The organism is Sphingosinicella microcystinivorans, from assembly GCF_027941835.1.
Taxonomy (GTDB): Bacteria; Pseudomonadota; Alphaproteobacteria; order Sphingomonadales; family Sphingomonadaceae; genus Sphingosinicella.
This window is the reverse complement of sequence record NZ_CP116005.1, coordinates 3947331-3969767: the sequence shown is the minus strand read 5'-3', so window position 1 is coordinate 3969767 and position 22437 is coordinate 3947331. Positions and strand designations below refer to the sequence as shown.

25 protein-coding genes are annotated in these 22437 nt (G+C 68.4%); 13 read left to right on the top strand and 12 right to left on the bottom strand.

Annotated features, from left to right (window positions below):
- Positions 1-5 precede the first annotated feature (5 nt).
- The 3 genes from topA to PE061_RS19145 are packed head-to-tail and all read right to left on the bottom strand — an operon-like array spanning position 6 to position 4478.
- The gene (topA, locus tag PE061_RS19155; RefSeq protein WP_271256804.1) at positions 6-2549 is read right to left on the bottom strand and encodes a type I DNA topoisomerase; all 2544 of its coding nucleotides are present in this window, start codon (positions 2547-2549) and stop codon (positions 6-8) included.
- A 35-nt stretch (positions 2550-2584) separates the two neighbouring features.
- Positions 2585-2971: an arsenate reductase family protein gene (locus PE061_RS19150; RefSeq protein ID WP_271256803.1), complete on the bottom strand. Its 387-nt coding sequence runs from the start codon at positions 2969-2971 to the stop codon at positions 2585-2587.
- Positions 2972-2984: 13 nt separating this feature from the next.
- The gene (locus tag PE061_RS19145; protein WP_271256802.1) at positions 2985-4478 is read right to left on the bottom strand and encodes an amidase; all 1494 of its coding nucleotides are present in this window, start codon (positions 4476-4478) and stop codon (positions 2985-2987) included.
- Positions 4479-4607: 129 nt separating this feature from the next.
- Here PE061_RS19145 and PE061_RS19140 point away from each other — a divergent pair, with 129 nt between their 5' ends.
- Positions 4608-4871, top strand: coding sequence for a CopG family ribbon-helix-helix protein (locus PE061_RS19140; RefSeq protein WP_271256801.1), 264 nt, complete (start codon positions 4608-4610; stop codon positions 4869-4871).
- Complete coding sequence (locus PE061_RS19135) at positions 4868-5158, top strand: type II toxin-antitoxin system RelE/ParE family toxin (RefSeq protein ID WP_271256800.1); 291 nt, start codon at positions 4868-4870, stop codon at positions 5156-5158. Before PE061_RS19140 ends, PE061_RS19135 begins: the two co-directional genes overlap by 4 nt.
- Before the next feature lie 3 nt (positions 5159-5161).
- Here PE061_RS19135 and accC read toward each other — a convergent pair whose 3' ends face one another.
- Genes accC through aroQ form a run of 3 tightly spaced genes read right to left on the bottom strand, consistent with a single transcriptional unit; the run spans position 5162 to position 7456 of the window.
- Positions 5162-6514: an acetyl-CoA carboxylase biotin carboxylase subunit gene (gene accC / locus PE061_RS19130; RefSeq protein ID WP_271256799.1), complete on the bottom strand. Its 1353-nt coding sequence runs from the start codon at positions 6512-6514 to the stop codon at positions 5162-5164.
- Position 6515: 1 nt separating this feature from the next.
- On the bottom strand, positions 6516-6959 hold the full coding sequence (gene accB, locus PE061_RS19125) for an acetyl-CoA carboxylase biotin carboxyl carrier protein (protein WP_271259252.1): 444 nt from the start codon (positions 6957-6959) through the stop codon (positions 6516-6518).
- 56 nt (positions 6960-7015) lie between these two features.
- Positions 7016-7456: a type II 3-dehydroquinate dehydratase gene (gene aroQ / locus PE061_RS19120; protein WP_271256798.1), complete on the bottom strand. Its 441-nt coding sequence runs from the start codon at positions 7454-7456 to the stop codon at positions 7016-7018.
- Between the two features lie 107 nt (positions 7457-7563).
- Between aroQ and thiS the strand changes: the two genes are divergently transcribed.
- From thiS to PE061_RS19105, 3 genes are all read left to right on the top strand, one after another.
- Positions 7564-8541 (top strand): sulfur carrier protein ThiS, encoded by a 978-nt coding sequence (gene thiS, locus PE061_RS19115; protein WP_271256797.1) that lies wholly within the window; start codon positions 7564-7566, stop codon positions 8539-8541.
- 91 nt (positions 8542-8632) lie between these two features.
- Positions 8633-8815, top strand: coding sequence for a CsbD family protein (locus tag PE061_RS19110; protein ID WP_271256796.1), 183 nt, complete (start codon positions 8633-8635; stop codon positions 8813-8815).
- Positions 8816-8903: 88 nt separating this feature from the next.
- Positions 8904-9317, top strand: coding sequence for a VOC family protein (locus tag PE061_RS19105; RefSeq protein ID WP_271256795.1), 414 nt, complete (start codon positions 8904-8906; stop codon positions 9315-9317).
- 137 nt (positions 9318-9454) lie between these two features.
- Here the strand turns inward: PE061_RS19105 and PE061_RS19100 are convergent, their stop codons facing one another.
- The 3 genes from PE061_RS19100 to PE061_RS19090 all read right to left on the bottom strand — a co-directional run bounded on the left by PE061_RS19100 (position 9455) and on the right by PE061_RS19090 (position 12803).
- Entirely contained in the window at positions 9455-11236 is a 1782-nt protein-coding gene (locus PE061_RS19100) for a tetratricopeptide repeat protein (protein ID WP_271256794.1), read from the bottom strand.
- A gap of 101 nt (positions 11237-11337) precedes the next feature.
- Complete coding sequence (locus PE061_RS19095; protein WP_271256793.1) at positions 11338-11820, bottom strand: RNA pyrophosphohydrolase; 483 nt, start codon at positions 11818-11820, stop codon at positions 11338-11340.
- Positions 11817-12803, bottom strand: coding sequence for an alpha/beta hydrolase (locus PE061_RS19090; protein WP_271256792.1), 987 nt, complete (start codon positions 12801-12803; stop codon positions 11817-11819). The genes PE061_RS19095 and PE061_RS19090 overlap by 4 nt, the downstream gene beginning before the upstream one ends.
- 219 nt (positions 12804-13022) lie before the next feature.
- Between PE061_RS19090 and PE061_RS19085 the strand changes: the two genes are divergently transcribed.
- The 4 genes from PE061_RS19085 (at position 13023) to PE061_RS19070 (ending at position 17086) form a co-directional block, all read left to right on the top strand.
- Positions 13023-13856, top strand: coding sequence for a PEP-CTERM sorting domain-containing protein (locus PE061_RS19085; protein WP_271256791.1), 834 nt, complete (start codon positions 13023-13025; stop codon positions 13854-13856).
- Between the two features lie 121 nt (positions 13857-13977).
- Entirely contained in the window at positions 13978-15852 is a 1875-nt protein-coding gene (locus PE061_RS19080) for a 2-oxoacid:acceptor oxidoreductase subunit alpha (protein WP_271256790.1), read from the top strand.
- Positions 15849-16877: a 2-oxoacid:ferredoxin oxidoreductase subunit beta gene (locus PE061_RS19075; protein ID WP_271256789.1), complete on the top strand. Its 1029-nt coding sequence runs from the start codon at positions 15849-15851 to the stop codon at positions 16875-16877. The genes PE061_RS19080 and PE061_RS19075 overlap by 4 nt, the downstream gene beginning before the upstream one ends.
- A gap of 32 nt (positions 16878-16909) precedes the next feature.
- Positions 16910-17086, top strand: coding sequence for a DUF4169 family protein (locus PE061_RS19070; RefSeq protein WP_271256788.1), 177 nt, complete (start codon positions 16910-16912; stop codon positions 17084-17086).
- A 156-nt stretch (positions 17087-17242) separates the two neighbouring features.
- Here PE061_RS19070 and PE061_RS19065 read toward each other — a convergent pair whose 3' ends face one another.
- Both PE061_RS19065 and PE061_RS19060 read right to left on the bottom strand, forming a co-directional pair.
- Positions 17243-18322 carry a linear amide C-N hydrolase gene (locus PE061_RS19065; RefSeq protein ID WP_271256787.1) on the bottom strand — a complete coding sequence of 360 codons (1080 nt, stop codon included), beginning with the start codon at positions 18320-18322 and terminating at the stop codon, positions 17243-17245.
- A gap of 67 nt (positions 18323-18389) precedes the next feature.
- A complete protein-coding gene (locus tag PE061_RS19060) occupies positions 18390-18746 on the bottom strand; it encodes a hypothetical protein (RefSeq protein WP_271256786.1) in 357 nt (118 codons plus the stop codon).
- A 177-nt stretch (positions 18747-18923) separates the two neighbouring features.
- On the opposite strand from PE061_RS19060, the gene PE061_RS19055 reads away from it, so the two are divergent.
- The 4 genes from PE061_RS19055 to PE061_RS19040 all read left to right on the top strand — a co-directional run bounded on the left by PE061_RS19055 (position 18924) and on the right by PE061_RS19040 (position 21448).
- Positions 18924-19619: a hypothetical protein gene (locus PE061_RS19055; RefSeq protein WP_271256785.1), complete on the top strand. Its 696-nt coding sequence runs from the start codon at positions 18924-18926 to the stop codon at positions 19617-19619.
- Between the two features lie 151 nt (positions 19620-19770).
- On the top strand, positions 19771-20340 hold the full coding sequence (locus tag PE061_RS19050) for an RNA polymerase sigma factor (RefSeq protein WP_271256784.1): 570 nt from the start codon (positions 19771-19773) through the stop codon (positions 20338-20340).
- Positions 20340-20822: a hypothetical protein gene (locus PE061_RS19045; protein WP_271256783.1), complete on the top strand. Its 483-nt coding sequence runs from the start codon at positions 20340-20342 to the stop codon at positions 20820-20822. Before PE061_RS19050 ends, PE061_RS19045 begins: the two co-directional genes overlap by 1 nt.
- Entirely contained in the window at positions 20819-21448 is a 630-nt protein-coding gene (locus tag PE061_RS19040) for a hypothetical protein (RefSeq protein ID WP_271256782.1), read from the top strand. The genes PE061_RS19045 and PE061_RS19040 overlap by 4 nt, the downstream gene beginning before the upstream one ends.
- 45 nt (positions 21449-21493) lie before the next feature.
- On the opposite strand, the gene PE061_RS19035 is transcribed toward PE061_RS19040, so the two are convergent.
- On the bottom strand, positions 21494-22363 hold the full coding sequence (locus tag PE061_RS19035) for a D-amino-acid transaminase (protein WP_271256781.1): 870 nt from the start codon (positions 22361-22363) through the stop codon (positions 21494-21496).
- Between the last annotated feature and the right edge of the window lie 74 nt (positions 22364-22437).

The following is a 22437-nucleotide window of genomic DNA, read 5'->3' as shown; positions in this document are numbered from 1 at the left end:
CGCCGCTACTTCGCCGCCTTCTTCTTCGCCGGGGCTTTCTTCGCGGGCGCCCTCCGCCCGCCCTTGCCCTTCGCCGGGCCCTTGGCGGCCTTCTCGGCGATCAGCGCGGCGGCGGCTTCCAGCGTCAGCGCCTGCGGGTCGGTGCCCTTGGGCAGCGTCGCATTCGTGGTGCCGTCGGTCACGTAGGGGCCGTAGCGCCCGTCCATCACCCGGATCGCCGCGCCCGATGTCGGGTGCGCGCCGAGGTCCTTGAGCGCGGCCGGGGCCTTGCGCTCGAAGCCCTTCTTCTGCTCGGCGAGCTTCACGACGGCGGCGTTCATGCCGATCTCGAAGACCTCGGCCGTGGAGGACAGCCGCGCGTACTTGCCGTCATGCGCGAGGTACGGGCCGTAGCGCCCGATCGAGGCGGTGATCGGCAGGCCCGTCTCCGGGTGCGTGCCCACCTCGCGCGGCAGCGCGAGCAGCTTCACCGCCATGTCGAGTTCGATGGTCGCGGCGTCGACGTCCTTGGGGATCGAGGCGCGCGGTGGCTTCTCGCCGTCGCCGCGCTGGATGAACAGGCCGAAGCGGCCGGAGCGGATCGTGATCGGCTCGCCCGCGTCCTCGCCCAGCAGGCGCGGCTGGTCGCCGCCTTCGCCCGTGCCGTTGCCGTTCCCGTTCTCGCTCGCGAAAGGCCGCGTGTAGCGGCACTCGGGGTAGTTGGAGCAGCCGACGAACGCGCCGAACTTGCCGGTCTTGAGGCTCAGCCGCCCGTTGCCGCAGACGGGGCACTGGCGCGGGTCCTTGCCGTCGCCCGTGTCGGGGAACAGCAGCGGCTCGAGGAACGCGTCGAGCGCCGTCGTCACCTCGGAGGGTTTGAGGTCGAGGATCTCGGCGGTCTTCGGCTGGAAGTCCTTCCAGAAGTCGCGCAGCACCGCCGTCCAGTCGATGCTTCCCGCCGAAATCTCGTCGAGCTGGTCTTCCAGCAGCGCCGTGAAGTCGTAGCTGACGTAGCGCTCGAAGAAGCGTTCGAGGAAGGCGGTGACGAGCCGTCCCTTCTCCTCCGGGTGGAAGCGCTTCTGCTCGACGCGCACATAGGCGCGGTCCTTCAGCACCTGAAGGATCGAGGCGTAGGTGGAGGGCCGTCCGATGCCGAGCTCCTCCAGCTTCTTGACGAGGCTGGCTTCCGAGTAGCGCGGGGGCGGCTCGGTGAAGTGCTGGTCGGCGTGCGCGCCGGTGATCGCCGGCGTGTCGCCCTTCTCGATCTTCGGCAGCTTTTTGCCGTCCTCGCCCTCGTCCTCGTCGGGATCGTCGGCGGTTTCCTGATAGAGCGCGAGGAAGCCGGGGAACACCGTCACCTGCCCGGTGGCGCGGAGGTCGGCGCGGCCGTTCCGGTCCTTGAGGTCGACGGTCGTGCGTTCGAGGTTTGCCGCCGCCATCTGGCTCGCCAGCGTCCGCTTCCAGATCAGTTCGTAAAGCCGCGCCTCGTCGCCCGAAAGCCCGGCTCTCGCGGGCCGTCGCCGCATGTCCACGGGGCGGATCGCCTCGTGCGCCTCCTGCGCGTTCTTCGCCTTCGTGGTGTAGAAACGCGGCTTCTCGGGCAGGTGCCGGCCCGTGAAGTCCTCGGCGATCACGTCGCGCGCCGCGGCAATGGCTTCCGGCGCCATGTCGACGCCGTCGGTCCGCATATAGGTGATGAGGCCGCTTTCGTAGAGCGTCTGCGCGGTCCGCATCGTCTGCGTCGCGGAAAGCCCCAGCTTGCGCGCGGCTTCCTGTTGCAGCGTCGAGGTGGTGAACGGCGGTGCCGGGTTCCGCGACACCGGCTTCTTCTCCACCGACGCGACCACGTAGTCGCCCGCCGCGACGTCCGCGCGCGCCTCGTTCGCCAGCGCCGCGTTGCCGAGGGAGAACTTGTCGAGCTTCTTGCCCTGCCAGTGCGTCAGCCGCGCCGTGAACGCCTGTCCGGTCGCGGTCTGGAACTGGCCGTCCACCGTCCAGTATTCGCGCGTCCGGAACGCCTCGATCTCGCGCTCGCGCTCCACGACGAGCCTCAGCGCCACCGATTGCACGCGCCCCGCCGACTTCGCGCCCGGCAGCTTGCGCCACAGCACGGGGGAAAGCGTGAAGCCGACGAGATAGTCGAGCGCCCGCCGCGCCCGGTAGGCGTCGATCAGCGGCGCGTCCAGCTCGCGGGGGCTCGCCATCGCCTGCGTCACCGCGGTCTTGGTGATCTGGTTGAAGGTCACGCGCTGCACCTTCGGCGGCAGCGCCTTCTTCGCCTTCAGGTGCTCGTAGAGGTGCCAGCTGATCGCCTCGCCCTCGCGGTCGGGGTCGGTGGCGAGGATCAGCGTATCGGCGGTCTTCGCGCTGTCGGCGATTTCCTTCAGCTGCCGGGAGCGGTCGGCGGAGACCTCCCATTTCATGCGGAAGTCGTGGTCCGGCTCGACCGATCCATCCTTCGCCGGCAGGTCGCGGACGTGCCCGTAGGAGGCCAGGACCTTGTAGTCCGAACCCAGGTACTTGTTGATCGTCTTTGCCTTCGCCGGGGATTCGACGATCACGAGTTGCATACGAAACCCTCACCGACCTCAATGGGTCGGGGGCGTTACACTGCTTTGCCGGGACGCCGCAAGTCCGGGGGCGGAAGAAACTCGGCGACCGCCTCGGAAGGGCGGCACAGTTTCGCGCGGTTCCCGTCGATCACCACCGGCCGGTTGATGAGGATCGGGTTCTCGTGCATCGCGGTGATGATGTGCTCCTCGGGAACGCCGGGTTCGAGGAGGCCCAGCTCCTTCGCCAGCGGCTCCTTGGCGCGCAGCAGCTCGTGCGCCGCCATGCCGGATTTCCGCAGCACGTCCTCGATTTCCGCGCGGTTCGGCACGTCCTCCAGATACTCGCGGAGGTCGAAGGGGATGGCGTGCTCGTTCAGATAGTCGCGCACATTGCGGGCCGTGCCGCAGCGGGGATTGTACCAGACGATAACGCGCATCATGCCTCCGTTTTACTCAGATTTCGCCGGCCCACACGCCGGGCCTGCGATCATACCATAAAAGTTCGCGTTCGAGTTCATAGGCAAGCGCGATCAGGCGCGGTTCGCCGCCCGGCGGGCCCGCGAACTGGATGCCGATGGGAATGCCGTCCTTCGATTCGCCGATGGGCAGCGCGATGGACGGCACGCCCGCCACGTTCTCCACCCCCGTGAAGCCCGCATAGGCGATCAGCCGCTCGCGCTGCTCGGGCCACGGGATCGTCGGCGCGATGTAGCCGATGGGCGCGGCGGGCTGGCCGAGCACCGGCGTCATGTAGATGTCGATGTCCCTGAACTGCGCGCGGTAGGTCGCCATCGCCTCGTCGAGCGCCGCCATCGAAACCTGCATCTGATCGGGCGTGTAGCTGGCCGCCTGCGCCGCCATGCCGAGCGTCAGCGGCTCGAGCAGCGTCGACGGGTCGACGCCGGGCGCCATCTTCGCGATCTCGGCGGCCACCTGTCCCGCGCCCGATTCCCACAGCGCCATGAACGCCGGGATCACCACTTCGCCCTTGTAGGGGGCGGGGACGTCCTTCACCTTGTGGCCCAGCTTGCCGAGCAGGGCCGCCGCCTCGCCGAACACGCGCTGCACCTCCTCGTGCGGCAGGCCGCCCGACGGGTGGTTGAGCCGAAGCCCGACACGCAGCCGGTCCTTCGCGGCGCCGGTGACGAGCGGCGCTTCCGGGAAGGCCGCGCCGTCGCCGCGCGCCTGCGTCGCGTGGAACCACGCGGCCGTGTCGCGCACCGTCCGCGACACGCAGCCGTCGACGCCGAGGTTGCTGGCGATGTCGGGCGTCGTTTCGTCGCCGGCCATGCGCCGCCGCGAGGGCTTGAGGCCGACAAGGCCGCAGCAGCTTGCCGGGATCCGGATCGAGCCGCCGCCGTCGTTGGCGTGCGCGACTGCCACGACGCCCGCCGCCACCGCCGCCGCGCTACCGCCCGAGGAGCCGCCCGACGAACGGTCGAGGTTCCACGGGTTCCGCGTCGCGCCGGTCAGGATCGGCTCGGTCGTCGCCGTGGCGCCGAATTCCGGCAGGGTCGACCGCCCGATCGAGATGAAGCCCGCCGACTCGATCGCGGCCGGGTAGGCGTCGGTCTCGCTGGCGATATTCGTGGCGAGCGCCCGGCAGCCCTGCGTGTAGGGCAGGCCCTTCTGGTGCACGTTGTCCTTGATCAGCGTCGGCACGCCCGCCAGCGGCCCCGTCACGCCGTTCGCCGCCATTTCACGCGCCCGCTCGAAGTTCGGCAGCTTCACCGCGTTGATCTTGCCGTTCACCGATTCGAGCCGCCTGATCGCCGCCTCGACGAGCGCCGCGGGCTGCGCCTTGCCTTCGCTTATCGCCTTCGCCTGCGAAACCGCGTCCGTCCACTTGCTGGGCGCCGCCTTCGGCGCGGTCGTCTGACGGCACGCGGAGAGCGCGGCCAGCGCCGTGCCCGCTTCAAGAAAACGGCGCCGTGAAACGAAAGCCATGTGCTCCTCCCCCGAATCGGACCGCGCAACTGTTTCAGCCGTCAGCCACGGATGCAATCTGGCAGATTGAAGCGGCGACGATATGCGATTAATATCCAATCACAACGATTGATGATGATTGGAAAGTGCATGTCCACCCGCGTTCTCACCGCACACGTTCCTGTGGACCTTGCCGAAAAGGTCGATTCCGTTGCGGCGCGGCTCGAGCGTTCGCGCGGCTGGGTGGTCAAGCAGGCGCTCGCGGCATGGGTCGATCAGGAAGAGGAGCGGCATCGGCTGACTCTGGAAGCGCTTGCCGACGTCGATGCGGGGCGCCTTGTGGACCACCAGTCCATGCGCGACTGGGCGGAGAGCCTTGAAACGGTTTCGCCGTTGTCGCCGCCCGTTGCATGAAAATCCTCTGGACGAGCAAGGCTTCGGGAGACCTTGCGCGCCTGTTCGAATTTCTGAAGCCCGTTGCGCCGGATGCCGCGGCGCGGGTCATCCGCGGGCTCGTGAACGCGCCTGACCGCCTGCTCGCCTGGCCCCGCATCGGTGAAAGGCACGACGCCTACGCACCGCGCGAGGTGCGCCGGATCATCGTCGGCAACTACGAGATGCGTTACGAGGTGCGGGACACGGAGATCGTGGTCCTCCGCGTCTGGCACACGCGGGAAAACCGCAACCCGACGGGCGAGTAGGGCTCAGCCCGCCGCGCGCCGCTTTTCCAGCCAGCTTTCCAGCCACTTGATCGAATAGTCGCCGTTCTGGAACTCCGGGTCCTCGATCAGCGCTTGGTGCAGCGGGATCGTCGTCTTGGGGCCGGAGATGATGTATTCCTCCAGCGCGCGACGCAGCCGCATCAGGCAGTCGTTGCGGCCCGATCCGTAGACGATCAGCTTGGAGATCAGGCTGTCGTAGTTGGGCGGGATGCGGTAGCCGTCGTAGAGCGCGCTGTCGACGCGCACGTGGAGGCCGCCCGGCGCGTGGTAGTGCTCCACCTTGCCGGGGGCGGGGACGAACGTCGCCGGGTCCTCGGCGTTGATGCGGCACTCGATGGCGTGGCCGGAGAAGCGGATGTCCTCCTGTTTCACCGAAAGCGGCAGGCCCGCCGCGATGCGGATCTGCTCGCGCACGAGGTCGAGCCCGGTGATCATCTCGGTGACGGGATGCTCCACCTGAAGCCGCGTGTTCATCTCGATGAAGTAGAAGCGCCCGTCCTCGTACAGGAACTCGATCGTGCCCGCGCCCCGGTAGCCGAGGCCCGCGATGGCCTTGCGCACGATCTCGCCCATCTCCGCGCGCTCGGCGGCGTTGAGCGCGGGCGAGGGGGCCTCCTCCAGCACCTTCTGGTGGCGGCGTTGCAGCGAGCAGTCGCGCTCGCCGAGGTGGACGGCGCCCCCGTGCGTGTCGCCGAACACCTGGAACTCGATGTGGCGCGGGTTGCTGAGGTACTTCTCGATATAGACCGTGTCGTCGCCGAACGCCGCCTTGGCCTCGGCGCGCGCCTGCGCGATCAGCGTGCCGAGCTTCTCGGGGCTGTCCACGACCTTCATGCCGCGCCCGCCGCCGCCCGCCGCCGCCTTCACCAGCACCGGATAGCCGATCTCGAACGCCACCGTCTCGGCGTCCGAAAGGTCCGTCACCGGCCCGTCGCTGCCCGGCACCAGCGGCAGGCCGAGGCGTGCCGCCGTGCGCTTCGCCTCCACCTTGTCGCCCATCATGCGGATGTGCTCGGGGGAGGGGCCGATCCACGCGATCTTGTGCTCCTCGACGATCTCGGCGAAGCGCGCGTTCTCGGAAAGGAAGCCGTAGCCGGGGTGGATCGCGTCCGCGCCGGTGATCTCGGCGGCGGAGATGATCGCCGGGATGTTGAGGTACGATTCCGCCGCGCTCGGCGGCCCGATGCAGACGGCTTCGTCGGCGAGGCGCACGTGCATGGCGTCGGAATCGGCGGTGGAGTGCACCGCGACCGTCTTGATGCCCATTTCGTGGCAGGCGCGGTGGACGCGAAGCGCGATTTCGCCGCGGTTCGCGATGAGGATCTTGTCGAACATCCTATTCGATGACCACCAGCGGCTGATCGTATTCCACGGGCTGCTCGTTCGCCACGCAGATCTTCACGACCTTGCCGGATTTGGGCGCGACAATGGGATTCATCACCTTCATCGCCTCGACGATCAGCAGCGTGTCGCCCGCCGAAACGCTGCTGCCTTCCGTGACGAAGGGCGGGGCGCTCGGCTCGGAGGAGAGGTAGACGGTGCCGACCATCGGCGATTTCACCGTGCCGGGGTGGCTCTTGAGGTCGGTTTCGGCCGGCGCGGCGGGCGCCGGTGCAGCCGCGGCCGGTGCAGCGGCGGCAACCGGCGCCGCAGCGACAACGCCGCTCGCCTGCCGGGCGACGCGGATTCTGCGCCCGTCGTCCTCCACCTCGATTTCCGTGAGGCCGGTCTCGTCCAGCAATTCGGCAAGCTGGCGCACCAGCTGCGTGTCGACGTTCATGCCCGTCTTACCATTGGTCACGTTGCGTCCCCGTTATCGTTGCTATTGTGTAAGGTCTAGAGTTTTGCGGCGGCGTCCAGCGCCAGCGCGTATCCGTGGATGCCGAGGCCCGTGATCGAACCCTTCGCGACCGGCGCCACGTGGCTGACGTGCCGGAAGGGCTCGCGGGCGTGAGGGTTGGAAATATGGACTTCGATCACCGGAACCGCAATCGCCTTGATGGCGTCGCGGATCGCGATCGACGTGTGCGTGTAGGCCCCGGCGTTCAGGATCACCGCCTGCGCCTTGCGCGACGCCGCCTCGTGAAGCCAGTCGACGAGGTGCCCCTCGTGGTTGGACTGGCGCACGTCCACTTCGAGGCCGAGCGCCTTGGCGCGGTCCTCCAGCATCGCCGCCACGTCATCCAGCGTGTCGGCGCCGTAGATCTCCGGCTCGCGCGTGCCGAGCAGGTTGAGGTTCGGCCCGTTGAGGACCAGCACCAGCGGCCTTTTTGCCATTCGAAACCCCTTTGCCCCCCAATGCTCCCGAGCACTGGCCTAGGGCGAAAGCGGCCCTTATATGGACGCTCCGCGCGACAGGGAAGCCCGAGAAGAACAAGGAACCGATGACCATCAGCATCACCGTGAACGGCGAACCGCGCCGCATCGCCCCCGGCGCCAGCATCACCGCGCTTGTCGCCGAGCTGGACCTCGATCCGACGCGCGTGGCGGTCGAGCGGAACCTCGAGATCGTCCCGAAGTCGGCCTACGCCGAAGTCGCGCTGGCGGACGGCGACCAGCTGGAAATCGTGCATTTCGTCGGCGGCGGCAGCGAGGATGATGCTTGGGAGGTCGCCGGACGCCGTTTCACCTCGCGGCTGATCGTCGGTACCGGCAAGTACAAGGACTATGCCGTCAACGCCGCCGCCGTGGAGGCCTCGGGCGCCGAGATCGTCACCGTCGCCGTGCGCCGCGTCAACCTCACGGACCGCTCGCAGCCGCTCCTCACCGATTATGTCGACCCGAAGCGCTACACCTACCTCCCCAACACCGCGGGCTGCTTCACGGCGGAGGAGGCGATGCGGACGCTGCGGCTGGCGCGCGAGGCGGGCGGCTGGAACCTCGTGAAGCTGGAAGTGCTCGGCGAGGCGAAGACGCTCTACCCGGACATGGAGCAGACGCTCCGCGCCACGAAGGAGCTGGTGAACGACGGCTTCGACGTCATGGTCTACTGCGCGGACGACCCCATCGCCGCGAAGAAGCTGGAGGACGCGGGCGCCGCCGCGATCATGCCGCTCGGCGCGCCCATCGGCTCGGGCCTCGGCATCCAGAACCCGGTGATGATCCGGCTCATCGTCGAGCAGGCGAAGGTGCCCGTGCTCGTCGACGCGGGCGTCGGCGCGGCGTCGGACGCGGCGGTGGCGATGGAACTCGGCTGCGACGGCGTGCTCATGAACACCGCGATCGCCGAGGCGAAGGACCCGGTGACGATGGCGCGCGCCATGCGCCACGCGGTGGAGGCCGGGCGTCTCTCCTACCGCGCGGGCCGGATGCAGAAGCGTCTCTACGCCGATCCTTCGAGCCCGCTCGGCGGCCTCATCTGAGCTTTGCGACGAACGGCGGAACTGCCGCCGCGCCCCGCGCATTCTCCTCCGGCACGCTTCCCCCGGCGTGCAGCTTTGGAGGAGAATTTTCATGGGCGAACTCAAGGACCGCGCGAAAGGCCTCGCCAACGAGGCGGCGGGCAACATCAAGCAGGCCGTCGGCAAGGCCACGAAAAACCCGCGGCTCCAGACCGAAGGCATCGCGCAGGAACGCAAGGGTGAAGTCCAGAACGCGAAAGGCAAAGTGAAGGGCGCCCTCGGCGACCGCCTCTGACGCCTTTGCGCGTGAAGGAGGCGGCCGGGTCCATCGGGCCCGGCCGCTTTCCATCCTGTCATCAGGCAATACAGAGGCGGAGGAACCCATGACGGACACGCAGCCCGAACTCACCGGCGTCACGCCCCACCTCACGATTCGCAGCAACAAGGCCGCCGACGCCATTGATTTCTATGAACGCGCGTTCGACGCGAAGGAACTGTCCCGGCACCCCGCCGAAGACGGCGTGCGGCTGATGCACGCGCACCTCGCGCTGAACGGCGGCGCGCTGATGCTCCACGACGATTTCCCCGAAATGATGGGTGGCAAGGCGGCGGACGCGCCGACCGGCGTCGTCCTCCATATCGAGGTGCCGGACGCCGACGCGGCATGGGAGCGCGCGCTCGCGGCGGGTGCCACGGTACGCTTCCCGCTCGACAACCAGTTCTGGGGCCAGCGCTACGGACAGGTCGAGGACCCGTTCGGCCACATCTGGTCGATCGGCGGCCCGCTGAAGTCCTGAAATTCCAAACCGGTTTGCCCGCCCCCTCACCGTCATCCCGGCGCAGGCCGGGATCCATGCCCACGGTTCGTATGGATACCGGCCTTCGCCGGCATGACGGAAGGGTGTTGCCGGGCGTTCCGTTTCATCAAGGCGCGTCAGAGTCTCGCCATCGTCAGCCAGTCCTTCTTCCCCATCCACGCCTTCGCGAAGGCCGCCCGCGTCGCGGTCGCGCCCACCGCGTCGCCCGTGCGCGCCTGCGTCTCGGCGAGGCCCCACAGCGCCCACGCGTTGCCCGGATACTGGACGAGCGCCTTCTGGAAGGCCGCCTCCGCGCCCCTGTAGTCGCCCGCCATGTAGAGCGCGCCGCCGAGCGACTGGTTCACCGGGTAGTACCAGTAGGGCGGCTCGGTATAGTTGACGCGCATCTCCGCCTCCGCCCCCTTGCGGTAGAAGGCGGCGGCCTCCCTGTAGCGCTTCCTCACCATCGCCTGCCGCCCGAGCGCGACGTTCTCGGCGACCTCCAGCAGCGCCGGCACCGGCACCAGCCCGTCGGTCAGCGGCTTCCAGTCGGTCTCGCGGCCGATCTTCCGCATCGCTTCAAGTTCCGCCGCGAACCCCTTGTCGTTCCTTGCATCCGCCTGCGCCACGGCGCGCGCGTAGTGCCACATCGCCTGCACATAGGGCAGGCGCGGATCGGGCGCGGGCAGCGCCATGATCTCCTTCGGCGTCGCGAAGTGCGCGTAAGCGAGATAGGGCGCGGCGTCGACCGGCTGCACGAACGGGATCGTCACCGTCACGTCGGGGTTCAGGATCTCGCGCAGCTTCGTCGCCTGCGCCACGGCCGTCTCCATGTCGCCCGCCATCTGCGCGGCGCTGACGATGAAGTGGACGTTGTGCGGGTAGTAGCCGAACCGGTAGATGCCCGCGAGCGGCGAGGATTTCAGATAGTCCTCGTCCACCTTCGCGGCATCGACGTTGACGCGGATCGCGTCCCCGTAGCGCCCGACGCGGTAGAACAGGTGCCCCGGCATGTGGACGAGGTGGCCCGCCGCGGGCACCAGCGGCTTTGCAAGCCGGTCCGCCGCCGCTTCCGCCTGCGCGGGCCGCGCCGAGGCTTCGAGCAGGTGGATGTAAAGATGCGCCGCCTGCGGGTGGTAGGGATCGCGCGCCATCACCTGCTCGACGAGCCGGATCGCGGGCACGATGTGCGGATACGGCGTCAGACCGCCCGGCTCCCAGTAATCCCACGGCGAGGACGTCATCGCGGATTCGGCCGCGAGCACGCCGATGTCGTTGTCCATCGGATAGTCGGCCGCCACCTTCATCATCGCGTCCGAGAACGCCTTGTCGAGCCCGCTGCGGTCGGCGGGCGGGTTCTCGGCGTAGCGGGCCTGAAGCGCCTCGATCAGCGCCCGTTCGCGCGGGCTCGCCTTGCCCTTCGCGGCGACGGCCTTTTGCAGCGCCGCCCACGTCGCCTCGTTCGTGGACGGGTCCATCGGCGCGTTGATGTTGGAGCCGTGCGAATAGGCCTCGCCCCACCAGCACATGGCGCAGTCGGGATCGCGCCGGGCGGCGGCGCGGAACGCGCGGATCGCCTCCTGATGGTTGAAGCCGTACACCAGCATCAGGCCCTGGTTGAAAAAGGCCTGCGCCTCCGGGTTTTTCGTGGTGATCGGGAAGTTTATGCTGCCGAGACCCTCGTAGAGCGGCGGCTCGCTGTCGAACTGCGGCAGCGTGTTCGCCATCGCGTACTGGATGCGCTGCGGCAGCAGCGAGCGCTTCTTGCCCTGTCCGCAGGCCTGGCCGAAGGCGGTGGCGGGGTTCAGCAGCCGAAGCGCCTCCGGGGTCAGCGTTGCGGAGGCCGGAACGGCCGCGGGGATCGCGGCGAGGGCGGCAAGCGAGAAAACGGCAAAGGGAACGCGAGTGGACATGCGCATGGCAAATCTCCTGTCCGCGCGGGTCGCCCCGCGCTGCTCTTCCTCGCGCTCCGGCAGATACAGGATTCTGCGCGGCGGATCAATTCCGCCGACGTCGCCGTTCACGCGAGGATAAGTTGGAACTCACTGAGCACATCAATGTAAAGCTGCCGCTTGAACGGCACGATCAGGTCGGGAAGCGTGGCGGGCCGCGCCCACTTCCACTCGCTGAACTCGGGGTGTTCGGTCTCGATGTCGATGTCGCTGTCCTTGCCGGTGAAGCGCATCGCGAACCATTTCTGCCGCTGCCCGGCGTAGCGGCCCTTCCAGACCTTGCCGATCAGGTCTTCGGGAAGGTCGTACCAGTGCCAGCCCTTGCTCTCGGCGATGATCTCGGCCTTGGTCGTGCCGATCTCCTCGCCGAGCTCGCGCACGGCGGCCTCCACCGGGTCCTCGCCGGGGTCGATGCCGCCCTGCGGCATCTGCCACGCCTCGGAGATCATATCGAGCCGCTTCGCCACGAAGACGTGCTTCTTCGGGTTCAAGAGCATGATGCCGACGCAGGGCCGGTAGGGAAGGCCGGAGGGGTGGAGGCGTTCGCTCACTCGGCGGCGGCCTTCATCATGGTGAGGTCCGCCCCGGCCTCGTTGATGATGCTCTTCAGCGCCATGAGGCAGCCCGCGAGGTCGCCCTGCGCGGAGGGGATCGCCTGCCTGAGCGTGATGCTGCCGTGGATCTGGCCCTTCGCCTCGCGGAACACGGTCGGCACGCCGCTCGCGATCAGCTTCGCGGCGTAGGCGCGGCCCTGGTCGCGCAGCGGGTCGAGCCCGCAGGTGTAGACGAGCGCGGCGGGCTGGTTGTCGAGCGCCGGGGAATGCAGCGGCGAGGCGCGCGGGTCGGTGGGGTCGGGGAGGTTTCCGATATAGTGCCGCATGAACCACGCCATGCTCTCGGCGGTCAGCAGGTAGCCGTCCGCGAAATCGGCCATCGAGCCCGTGTTCGCGGTCATGTCGACGCCGGGGTAGATCAGCCACTGCGCGACGATCGGCACGGGCAGCTTTCCGGCCAGTTCCTGCGCCGTGATCGCCGCGAGGTTGCCGCCCGCGCTGTCGCCCGCCACGACGATGCTGGTGACGGCGTGCCCGATCGCCTTCGGCGATGCCGCCGCCCAGCGCGTCGCGGCGAGGCAGTCCTCGCCCGCCGCCGGGAAGGCGTGCTCGGGCGCGAGGCGGTAGTCGACCGAGACCACGGTGATGCCGAGGCTGCGGGCGATCTCGGCGCAGAGGCTGTCGTGCGTCTCGAGGTCGCCGATCACCCAGCCGCCGCCGTGGAAGTACATGAGTACGCTCTGCGGCTCGCTGCCCGCGGCGCGCGTGCTGTAGAGCCGAAGCGGGATGCGGTCGCCGTGCGGCCCGTCGATGGAAAGGTCCTCCGCCCGCGCGATGTCGCCGCGCGGCAGCTCCGCCATCTGCACCATCATGCCCATCACCTGGCGCGCCATGTCGGGCTCCATCTCGTGCATCTTCGGTCCCGGCTGCGCGTTCAGCATGTCGAGGAACGCCTGCACGTCTGGACGAACGAAGGTCATCGCCGAATCTCCCCTGTTTGCGGATTTGCCGCGAAGTATCCCCGCCGCGCGGCGCACCCGCAAGTCTGTCATAGCGGCTAGGGGGCTGTCGGCGATCTTTACATTTTGAAAAAACATGGTCGCGTTAAAAATATGGGCGGACCCGCTTTTGCGCGCTCCGGCGCACTCTGGCACGGCTTATGCTTGATGCCTCTTCCGTCGGGAAACAGGGAGGGTTTCATGCGGTACAGCAGTCTTGCCCTTGTGTTTGCGTTCGCGTCGGTCGCGCCTGCGGAGGCTGCGGTCGTGAACCTCAACGACTGGACGGCCCAATCCTACGAGGCGGTTGCCAGTTTCGGCGCGGGCGTGTGGACGCCGGCGGCGGACGGCTCGTCGGTCACGCAATCGGTGAACGGCCAGCCGACGCTCTACTACAGCGATTTCACCGCCTACGGCACGAAGGTCTCCGGCAAGATCCGGGTGGCCAGCTCGGGGGGCGACGACGATTTCATCGGCTTCGTCATCGGCTACAATCCGGGTGACGTGACGAACAGCGGTGCGAACTACCTGCTGGTCGACTGGAAGCGCGGCACGCAGTCCTTCGACTTCGGTGCGCCGTCCACGACGCCGGGCGGGGTCGCCCAGGCCGGGCTCGCGGTCTCGCGCGTCACCGGCGTTCCCACGGCCGACGAGTTCTGGCAGCACACCAACTACGCCTCGCATACGGGCGGCGGCGTCTCGGAGCTGGCGCGGGGCACGACGCTCGGCGCGACGGGCTGGAACTTCAACACCGAATACGAGTTCACGTTCGACTTCGGCCCGAACGACCTCGAGGTCTACGTGAACGGCGTCAAGCAGATCGACATCACCGGCAGCTTCGCCAACGGCCGCCTCGGCTTCTACAACTTCTCGCAGGCGGCCGTGACCTATTCGGCGTTCACCGTCGACGAGGGCACGTTCCCGGAAGACCCCGAAGATCCGGAAGACCCGCCGACCACCGGCGTGCCGGAGCCGGGAATGCTCGGTCTCCTCGGTCTCGGCGTCGCCGTCATCGCGCTGCGCCGCCGCCGCTGAGCCTTTCGTGTGGGGCTCGCAAGCCTGACCTTGTGAGCCTCACATAAAATCTACTTTGCCGATGCGGTCCCGCGGGCTTAGAGATTCCGGAAAGCAAGCATAGACAGTCCCGGGACCGCGAATGGCAACCAAGCTCAAAGACCTCATGCCCGCCGAGGGCGCGGCCATCGCGCGCGACGCGGTGGTCGTCCGTTTCGCCGGCGACTCCGGCGACGGTATGCAGCTCACCGGCGGCCAGTTCACGCTGTCGAGCGCGCTCGCCGGCAACGATTTCGCCACCTTCCCGGATTTCCCCGCGGAAATCCGCGCGCCGCAGGGCACGACCTTCGGCGTCTCGGCGTTCCAGATCAATTTCGGCTCCACGGCCATCGAGACCGCGGGCGACGCGCCGGACATCCTCGTCGCCATGAACCCGGCGGCCCTGAAGGTGAACCTCTCCGCGCTGCGTCCCGGCGGCCTCGTCATCGCCGACAGCGGCGAGTTCAACGCCCGCAACCTCAAGAAGGCGGGCTACGAGGTCAATCCGCTGGAAGACGGCAGCCTCGCCGACTACCAGCTCGTCGCCTTCGACATTTCCGCGCGCACGATGGAGTCGGTCGCCGACTTCGGTCTCGGCAACAAGGAGGCGCTGCGCTGCAAGAACATGTGGACGCTCGGCCTCGCGCTCTGGATGTTCGACCGCGACCGCCAGCCGCTCGTCGACTGGCTGAACGCCAAGTTCTCGAAGAACCCGGTGCTGGCGGACGCCAACATCGCCGCGCTCAACGCCGGCCACGCCTACGGCGAGACCGCGGAAATGGGTGCGTTCGCGCGCTACAAGGTGGACGCCGCGCCCGCCGAGGCGGGGCTCTACCGCACCGTCACCGGCGCGGAGGCGCTCAGCCTCGGCCTCGTCGTCGGCGCGAACCTCGCCGAGCTGCCGCTGTTCTTCGGCTCCTACCCGATCACGCCCGCCTCCTCGATCCTGCACACGCTCGCGCGCCTCAAGGAGTACGGCGTCACCACCTTCCAGGCGGAGGACGAGATCGCCGCGGTCTGCGCCGCAATCGGCGCCTCTTATGCGGGCCAGCTCGGCGTCACCTCCTCGTCCGGCCCCGGCATCGCGCTGAAGGGCGAGGCGATCGGCCTCGCGATCATGACCGAGCTGCCGCTCGTCATCGTCAACTCGCAGCGCGGCGGGCCGTCCACGGGCCTTCCCACGAAGACCGAGCAGTCGGACCTCTATCAGGCCGTCTACGGCCGCAACGGCGACGCGCCGCTCGCCGTGATCGCCGCCCGCTCGCCGTCCGACGCGTTCGACGCCGCCATCGAGGCCTGCCGCCTCGCCGTGCGCTACATGACGCCGGTGATGCTGCTGACGGACGGCTACATCGCCAACGCTGCCGAGCCGTGGAAAGTCCCTGACCTCAATGGCTACGCGTCGTTTCCTGTGACGTTCCATGAAGAGCAGCCGCCCGAGGGCGTGGAGCTCAACCCCTACGCCCGCGATGCGAAGCTCTCCCGCCCGTGGATCAGGCCCGGCACGCCCGGCCTGATGCACCGGATCGGCGGCATCGAGAAGAGCTTCAACTCCGGCCACATCGACTATTCGCCCGCGAACCACCAGAAGATGACCGACACGCGCAAGGCGAAGATCGACGGCATCGCGAACGACATCCCCGAGCAGGACGTCTGCCTCGGCGCGCCGGGCGAGCGCCTCGTCGTCGTCGGCTGGGGCTCGACCTTCGGCCCGATCCATCAGGCCGTCCGCCGCGCCCGCGCGAACGGCGCGAGCGTCGCCCACATCCACATCCGCCACATCTGGCCGCTGCCGGGGAATCTCGGCGATCTTCTCAGGACTTACGACCGAATTCTCGTACCCGAGATGAACACTGGCCAGCTCAAGACCGTGCTGCGCGACCAGTATCTCGTGGACGCGAAGCCGCTCAACAAGGTCTCCGGCCAGCCCTTCAAGATCGCCGAGATCGAGGCCGCTATCGAGGGAGCCCTCGCATGAACGTCCAGACCCCCCTGAAGCCCAACGACTTCGCCACCGATCAGGAGGTGCGCTGGTGCCCCGGCTGCGGCGACTACGCGATCCTGAAGGGCGTGCAGCGCACGATGGCGGAGCTTGGCGCGCGGCCCGAGAACACCGTGTTCGTCAGCGGCATCGGCTGCTCGTCGCGCTTCCCTTATTACATGGCGACCTACGGCTTCCACACCATCCACGGCCGCGCCCCCGCGATCGCGACCGGCGTCAAGCTCGCCAACCCCGCGCTTGACGTGTGGCTCATCACCGGCGACGGCGACGGGCTTTCGATCGGCGGCAACCACATGCTGCACCTCTTGCGCCGCAATCTCGATTGCCAGGTGCTGCTGTTCAACAACGAGATCTACGGGCTCACCAAGGGCCAGTATTCGCCGACCAGCCGCGTCGGCACGCGCACGCCGTCCACGCCGTTCGGCTCGGTGGACCGGCCCGCGAGCCCGTGCGCCTTCGCCATCGGCGCGGGCGCCCGCTTCATCGCGCGCTGCATCGACACCTCGCAGAAGGAGATGCCCGGCATCCTGAAGCGCGCCCACGCGCACAAGGGTGCCAGCTTCGTCGAGCTCTACCAGAACTGCATCGTCTACAACGACGCGGTGTTCGAGCCGTTCACCGCGAAGGCGAACGCGGCCGAAAACCAGCTCTGGCTGGAGCACGGCAAGCCGATGCTGTTCGCGGGCGGCACCAAAGGCCTCACGCTCAACCGGCAGGACCTCCGCCTCGAGGTCGTCGAGGTGACAGGCGGCGACTGGGAAGCCGCGGGCGTCATCGTCCACGACGAGACCAACAAGGGCGTCGCGCAGATGCTGGTGGACATGCCGTTCCCCGGCTTCCCGATCGCGCTCGGCGTCATCTTCTGCTCGCCCGCGCCCAGCTACGAAAGCGCCCTCACCGAGCAGACGAGGACGCTCACCCAGGGCAAGATCGCCGACCTCGCCGCGCTGATCCGCAAGGGCCAGACGTGGGAAGTCGCGGACTCCAAGCCCGACGCCTGAGCGGACCAAGGTAGGGACGGGGGCAGGGCCGCATGGCCGAACTCATAAACCTCCGCCAGAGGCGCAAGGCCAAGGCCCGCGCCGAGGCGGCGGTGAAAGCCGCCGAAAACCGCCGTCTTCACGGTCGCACGCTGGCCGAGAAACGCGCCGCGAAGGACGAAGCGGCGCGGCTGGAAAAGCACGTCGAGGCGCACAAGCGCGAGGATTGAGGGCACGGTTCTTCCCCATCGTCATACCGGCGCAGGCCGGTATGACGGCCATGGGGTGGATTGCGGAGATGGTCGGCGTTCGGTGCAGGATGCGAAGTGATGGCCGTTAGATGCGGATTCCAGCCCGTGTCGAGCCGGACGTTCACGCCGGTCTGATCACCCGGACAGGCCGAGGAATTGGAATGGCGCCCGCTCCCGGAAGTTCCCGGTCGCGTCGCCGGAGAACGTGTGGTTCTGGTCCGGGCCGAGGTCGAGCATTTTCACCCGGCCCGTTTTCTCCGAGAAGTCGAGCGCCTTCAAATCCACCCAGAACGTGTTGGGCGTCAGCGCCGATTCGAAGAAATAGAGTTTCCGCTTGTGATCGAACACGGTGCGCCACCGTGTCGACGAGATGTTCGGCTCTTCCGGCGTATTCAGCCCGTAAGGCACTGAAACGTTGCGGATCACGCTGAAAACGCTGGCGAGCGCCCGGTCGGGATTCTCGTCCTTGGGTATGGCGTTCACATAGAATGAAGCGCGCGCGAAGCGGTCGGCCGCACGATTGGTCCCGGGCAGCATCACGGTTCCGCCGATCGTCTGCCAATAGCTGTTCAGCGCGAGCTGCTGATCGAAGGTCGGGGAATTGGTCATCACCTGATAGCTGCGGCTGTGGTGGATGATCTGCTTGCCGCCGACATACTCCACGATCGCGCTGTCGCCGCCGGCATCGGAAATCGAAAGATGCACCGTCGTCAGGCGGTTTTCCCCCGGCACGTTGTCGGTCACGATCGTGAAGGGCTCCTTGCGGAGCGCGTCGACGGCTTCGGCGACCGTCGCATAATTGTCGAGGACGTACTGCGCCCAGGCGGCGATCGTCAGGCCCGGTTTGCTTCGGGCGCCGAACGCCGGATATTCCGATTCGGCGAGCCAGAGCAGGTTCGCATTGAGTCCGGCTTCGTTGACCCCGTCGGTCGTGGAGACATCGTATCCGCTGACGACGACGCTGCCGTACTTTGCCGTCCATTTGATCGAGTTGGGGCCCGCCTGTCCCGATCGCGCGATGCCGCGCGGCAAGACCCAGAGATTGCTGATAATGTCGCTTTTCCAGTCCATCGACCGCGCCGTGATGACGTTTCCGTCCGGCCCGATGTAGACGAGCCGTGTGCAGGCATCCGCCGGAACGATTGCCGCTGCAAGAAGGCACGCCGGCAAGAGGATGACGCGAAAGAGCCGGCTTGTCCTTGTCGTGGCGCGCATGGTTGGTCTCCCGTTCAGAATGTCACCGACATCTTCCATGCCGGGCCGGGCATCGGCCGGCCGGCCATCAGCCCACGGTGCGCCACGCGCCCTCGGCATCCCGCTTGTAGCGGAAGACGAAGGTCTTGGTGCGGCGCTCGTTTGCGACCACGGTGATCCGGACGCGGGCGGTGTCCATCCCGGCAAGGGTTCCGCCCCTCACAAGCCGGATTTCGCCGCGATTCCCGGATGGCGAGGTCCACGGGCGTGTTGCGCCGACCTCGTCGTTGTCGAGCATCTCGCGGATCGGGGGCTGGACGGCCTCGATGTCGCTCTTGTGAAGACCCCGAACGATCGACCCGCGTCCGACCTGGGCGCTCGCGGTTCCGGGAACGGCCGTCCAGGCGAGCGTGCAGAGCGCAATGAAGGCGATGGCGGAGCGCATCGGCATTCTCCCCTGTTTGGGGCAGCATATCACCGTGCGGGAGACCGCCACAACAGGATATGGCGCTCGCGGAATGCGGCAGTCGGGCGGACGAGACCGGAAAACCGCAATCCGGTCAAAAGGCAAGCCGTTAGCCCCGCCTTCCAAAATAGGATCGCCTGTGCCTCCCTCCGGCGCATGACCCAAGCCCCCGCGCCGCTTTCGCCCCGCCCCGCAACCCCACGCCACGACGGCTGGACGCCCGAACGCCGCCGCGTCTTCCTCGAAAGCCTCGCCGAGTGCGGCGTCGTGCAGGATGCCTGCCGCGCCGCGGGCATGAGTCCGGCGAGCGCCTATGCGCTCCGCCAGCGCAAGTCCGGCGCGCTGTTCGCGCTCGGCTGGGCCGCCGCGCTCCGCCACGCGCGCGAGCGGCTGGCCGACGAGCTTCTGTCGCGCGCCCTGCACGGCTGCACCGAGCGCATCGAGAAGGACGGCGAGGTCGTCGCCACGCGCCACCGCTTCGACAACCGCCTGTCGATGGCCGTGCTCACCCGGCTCGACCGCGAGGCGGAGAAGTGCGACGGCCACAGCGGCGCCGTCACCGCCGTCGCCGAGGATTTCGAAGCGCTGCTCGATTGCGTGGCGGCGGGCGATGCGGAAGGCGAAGCCGCGTTCGTCGCCGCGCACCGTGCACCGGCGGAGAGCCCGCCCGCACTGCCCGCCGATGGCGCGCTCATGCGCTCGCTCGCCGCGTTCGACCGGATTCGCGGCTATGCCGACATGTGCCCGGAGGACATCGACATTTCCGATCTCGACCCGGCGGATGCCGAAAACTGGGACGACGACCAGTGGGAACGCGCCTTCCGCAGCGGCCTTGCGGACACGATGGACTGAACGTCCGGCCGAAATGCCGCTCTCCCGGCCCTCCGCAAGAAACCTCCGGCATGTCTCAACGTCTTCAACTTCGCGCCGGGATCGCGCGGCGCCCTGAAAAACCCGCGGGGGAGTCTGGCGCGGCCACGCGTATTCCCTCACGATGCTGCAGGTGATCAGGGACGCCGAGCGATGGGACGAGCCCGGGGGGCTCATGGTTGCCGTGCAGAACGGCGACGAGGACGCCTTTCGCCTGCTGACGCGGCGCCTTTACGGGCCTGCCATCGGCATCGCGACCAAGGTCCTCGGCGATCGCAGCGAGGCGGAGGACGCGGTGCAGGCGGCGCTCGTCAAGCTCTGGCGGCAGGCGGCGTCGTTCGATGCCGGGAAGGCGAAGGTGGAGACGTGGTTCCGCCGCATCGTCGTCAACGCCTGCATCGACCGGAAGCGGTCGCTGAAGCCGGTGCAGCCGCTGGACGTGGTCGCGGAGCGGGCGAGCGACGACCCGGACCCGGAGGCGCTGGCGGGGCAGAGCGCCCGCTCGCGGCGGATCGCCGAGGCGATGGCGCACCTGCCCGCGCGGCAGCGCACCGCCATCGCGCTCTTCTACGGGGAGGGCGCGACGATGAACGAGATTGCCGAGGCGCTGGAGACGACGCCGAAGGCGGTGGAAGGATTGCTGGCGCGGGCGCGCGTCGAGCTTGCGGAGCGGCTCCGGCCGCTTGCCGATGAGGTGAAGTGATGGAACGGGCAAGAGTGATCGGGATCATCGAGGCTTACGGCGGCTCCCCCGCCGCGTGGCCGGAGGATGAGCGCGCCGCGGCGGAGCGGCTCGTCCTGTCGGATGCGGCGCTCCTCGCCATGATGAACGAGGCGCGCGGCGTGGATCGGCTGCTGCGCGACTGGGCCTGCGAACTCGTCCCGGCGACGGATGCAGACGCCGATGCCGCCGCGGAGCGCGCGCTCCGCGAGGCTCACGCGTCGGGCGCGCCGCGCCGCTGGTGGATGCGCGCCGCGTTCGGCGGTGCGATCGCCGCGTCGCTGGCGATCGGTGCCGTGCTCCTGTCGCGGCCCGACGCCGTGCCGGGGCCTGCGCCTGCTGCGCCCCCTGCCGTTCAGGTGGCGCTCGGCGAGCTGCCCGGCGAGGACGCGCAGGCGGCGCACGACATGCTGGTGTGGGGGAACGTGTTCACGCCCACCCCCGAAGAGGAGATGGTGCTATGAGGAAGGCGTTCGCAGGCGCGATGCTGGCCGTTGCCGCGTTCGGCGCTACGGCGGCCTTCGCGGGCGACGACGCGCGCGCGCAGCAGCGGCAGGTCACGCGTTTCGAGTGGAAGGCGCCGTTCACCGACATGTCGCCGCAGGGTGCGGCGATCATCGCCGAGGCGATGCAGGCGCAGCGCATCCCCTCGAACGCCGAGGAGGTCCGCAAGGCCCGGCAGAAGGTGCTCGACCTGATCTCGGCGGAAAAGCTGGACATCGAGGCGATCCGCAAGGCGCAGGCCGAGGAGCGGGCGCTCGCGATCAAGGAGCACGCCCGCGCGCAGGAAAAGATGCTGAAGGCCTATCAGCGGCTTTCGGTGCAGGACCGGCGCGCGTTCGCGGCCGGGATGCGGGAGCAGGAGGAGCGCATGATGCAGCACCTCGCCCGCGCACGCGAGCGCATGAAGGAAGCGCAGGAGCGCAACCGCCTCGATGCCGACCGCATGAAGCGGGAGATGGAGAAGATGCGCAAGGAGATGCTGCGCGTCACCAAGGAGACCGGCAGTCTCTGGATCGTGGTCCCGCCGCCGCCGGTGATGCCGCCGCTCGCGCCGCCCGAACCGGTCGATCCCGACCGCAACGGCTGAGCCGAAGTCGAGGGACGCACAACCGAAAATGTCGGGTGCAGGCCCCTACCGCCGCCAGCCGGTCTGGCGTTCGATCTCGGCCCACAGCGCCTCGGCGAGCCGGGCCGTCACCGGGCCGGGCACGCCCTTGCCGACCGCGTTGCCGTCGATGCTGACGATCGGCAGGCAGGGCGCGGTGGTCGAGGTCAGGAACGCCTCGGCGGCGCCGAGCGCGTCGGCGACCGTGAAGGGCGCTTCCTCGACGCGGATCTGGTGTTCGCGGGCGAGCGCCAGCAGCGTGCCGCGCATCACGCCGTGCAGGATGTTCTCGGAGGCCGGGTGCGTGACGATGGTGCCGTCCTTGCGGACGATCCAGGCGTTGGTGGAGGAGCCCTCCGTCACCGTGCCGTCCGGGTTCACGAACCACGCCTCGAACGCTTTCGCCTCGCGGGCCGACTGTTTGGCGAGCACGTTCGGCAGCAGCGCGATCGACTTGATGTCGCGGCGCTGCCAGCGGCTCTCCGGCTGGGTGATGACGGAAATGCCGGTTTTCTGCTGTGCGACCCGCTGGCGGAAATCGAACGGGCGCGCGGTCATCACCAGCGTCGGCCGGGCGTTCGGCGGGAAGGGATGGTCGCGCCGCGCCGCGCCGCGCGTCGCCTGCACATACAGCAGGCCGTCGCGGATGCGGTTCGCGGCGAGCACGCGGCGCGCGACGATCGAAAGCGCCGCGTCGCTCATCGGCGCCGCGATCGCGAGTTCCCTGAGGCTGCGGCCGAGCCGGGCGACGTGCTGCTGCCAGTCGAGCATCGCGCCGTTCAGCGCCGCCGCCACCTCATAGACGCCGTCGGCGAACTGGAAGCCGCGGTCCTCGATATGAACCGTGGCATCGGCGAGCGGAACGAGGCGACCGTTGACGTAAGCGAGACGCGACATTTTATCGTTATGACTCCAGGGGCTTTTGGAGCCTCGTTGAGTAGTCGGTGGGGCGGTGCAGAACAAGCGGCCAC

Coding starts and splice junctions, on each gene's coding strand:
- accC (WP_271256799.1), bottom strand. CDS start 6,514: ATGTTCGACAAGATCCTCATCGCGAACCGCGGCGAAATCGCGCTTCGC.
- PE061_RS19145 (WP_271256802.1), bottom strand. CDS start 4,478: ATGGCTTTCGTTTCACGGCGCCGTTTTCTTGAAGCGGGCACGGCGCTG.
- PE061_RS19060 (WP_271256786.1), bottom strand. CDS start 18,746: ATGCGCTCCGCCATCGCCTTCATTGCGCTCTGCACGCTCGCCTGGACG.
- PE061_RS19100 (WP_271256794.1), bottom strand. CDS start 11,236: ATGCGCATGTCCACTCGCGTTCCCTTTGCCGTTTTCTCGCTTGCCGCC.
- PE061_RS19140 (WP_271256801.1), top strand. CDS start 4,608: ATGTCCACCCGCGTTCTCACCGCACACGTTCCTGTGGACCTTGCCGAA.
- PE061_RS19070 (WP_271256788.1), top strand. CDS start 16,910: ATGGCCGAACTCATAAACCTCCGCCAGAGGCGCAAGGCCAAGGCCCGC.
- topA (WP_271256804.1), bottom strand. CDS start 2,549: ATGCAACTCGTGATCGTCGAATCCCCGGCGAAGGCAAAGACGATCAAC.
- PE061_RS19135 (WP_271256800.1), top strand. CDS start 4,868: ATGAAAATCCTCTGGACGAGCAAGGCTTCGGGAGACCTTGCGCGCCTG.
- PE061_RS19040 (WP_271256782.1), top strand. CDS start 20,819: ATGAGGAAGGCGTTCGCAGGCGCGATGCTGGCCGTTGCCGCGTTCGGC.
- thiS (WP_271256797.1), top strand. CDS start 7,564: ATGACCATCAGCATCACCGTGAACGGCGAACCGCGCCGCATCGCCCCC.
- PE061_RS19150 (WP_271256803.1), bottom strand. CDS start 2,971: ATGATGCGCGTTATCGTCTGGTACAATCCCCGCTGCGGCACGGCCCGC.
- PE061_RS19065 (WP_271256787.1), bottom strand. CDS start 18,322: ATGCGCGCCACGACAAGGACAAGCCGGCTCTTTCGCGTCATCCTCTTG.
- PE061_RS19110 (WP_271256796.1), top strand. CDS start 8,633: ATGGGCGAACTCAAGGACCGCGCGAAAGGCCTCGCCAACGAGGCGGCG.
- PE061_RS19105 (WP_271256795.1), top strand. CDS start 8,904: ATGACGGACACGCAGCCCGAACTCACCGGCGTCACGCCCCACCTCACG.
- PE061_RS19080 (WP_271256790.1), top strand. CDS start 13,978: ATGGCAACCAAGCTCAAAGACCTCATGCCCGCCGAGGGCGCGGCCATC.
- PE061_RS19045 (WP_271256783.1), top strand. CDS start 20,340: ATGGAACGGGCAAGAGTGATCGGGATCATCGAGGCTTACGGCGGCTCC.
- PE061_RS19035 (WP_271256781.1), bottom strand. CDS start 22,363: ATGTCGCGTCTCGCTTACGTCAACGGTCGCCTCGTTCCGCTCGCCGAT.
- PE061_RS19085 (WP_271256791.1), top strand. CDS start 13,023: ATGCGGTACAGCAGTCTTGCCCTTGTGTTTGCGTTCGCGTCGGTCGCG.
- PE061_RS19090 (WP_271256792.1), bottom strand. CDS start 12,803: ATGACCTTCGTTCGTCCAGACGTGCAGGCGTTCCTCGACATGCTGAAC.
- PE061_RS19055 (WP_271256785.1), top strand. CDS start 18,924: ATGACCCAAGCCCCCGCGCCGCTTTCGCCCCGCCCCGCAACCCCACGC.
- accB (WP_271259252.1), bottom strand. CDS start 6,959: ATGAACGTCGACACGCAGCTGGTGCGCCAGCTTGCCGAATTGCTGGAC.
- PE061_RS19075 (WP_271256789.1), top strand. CDS start 15,849: ATGAACGTCCAGACCCCCCTGAAGCCCAACGACTTCGCCACCGATCAG.
- aroQ (WP_271256798.1), bottom strand. CDS start 7,456: ATGGCAAAAAGGCCGCTGGTGCTGGTCCTCAACGGGCCGAACCTCAAC.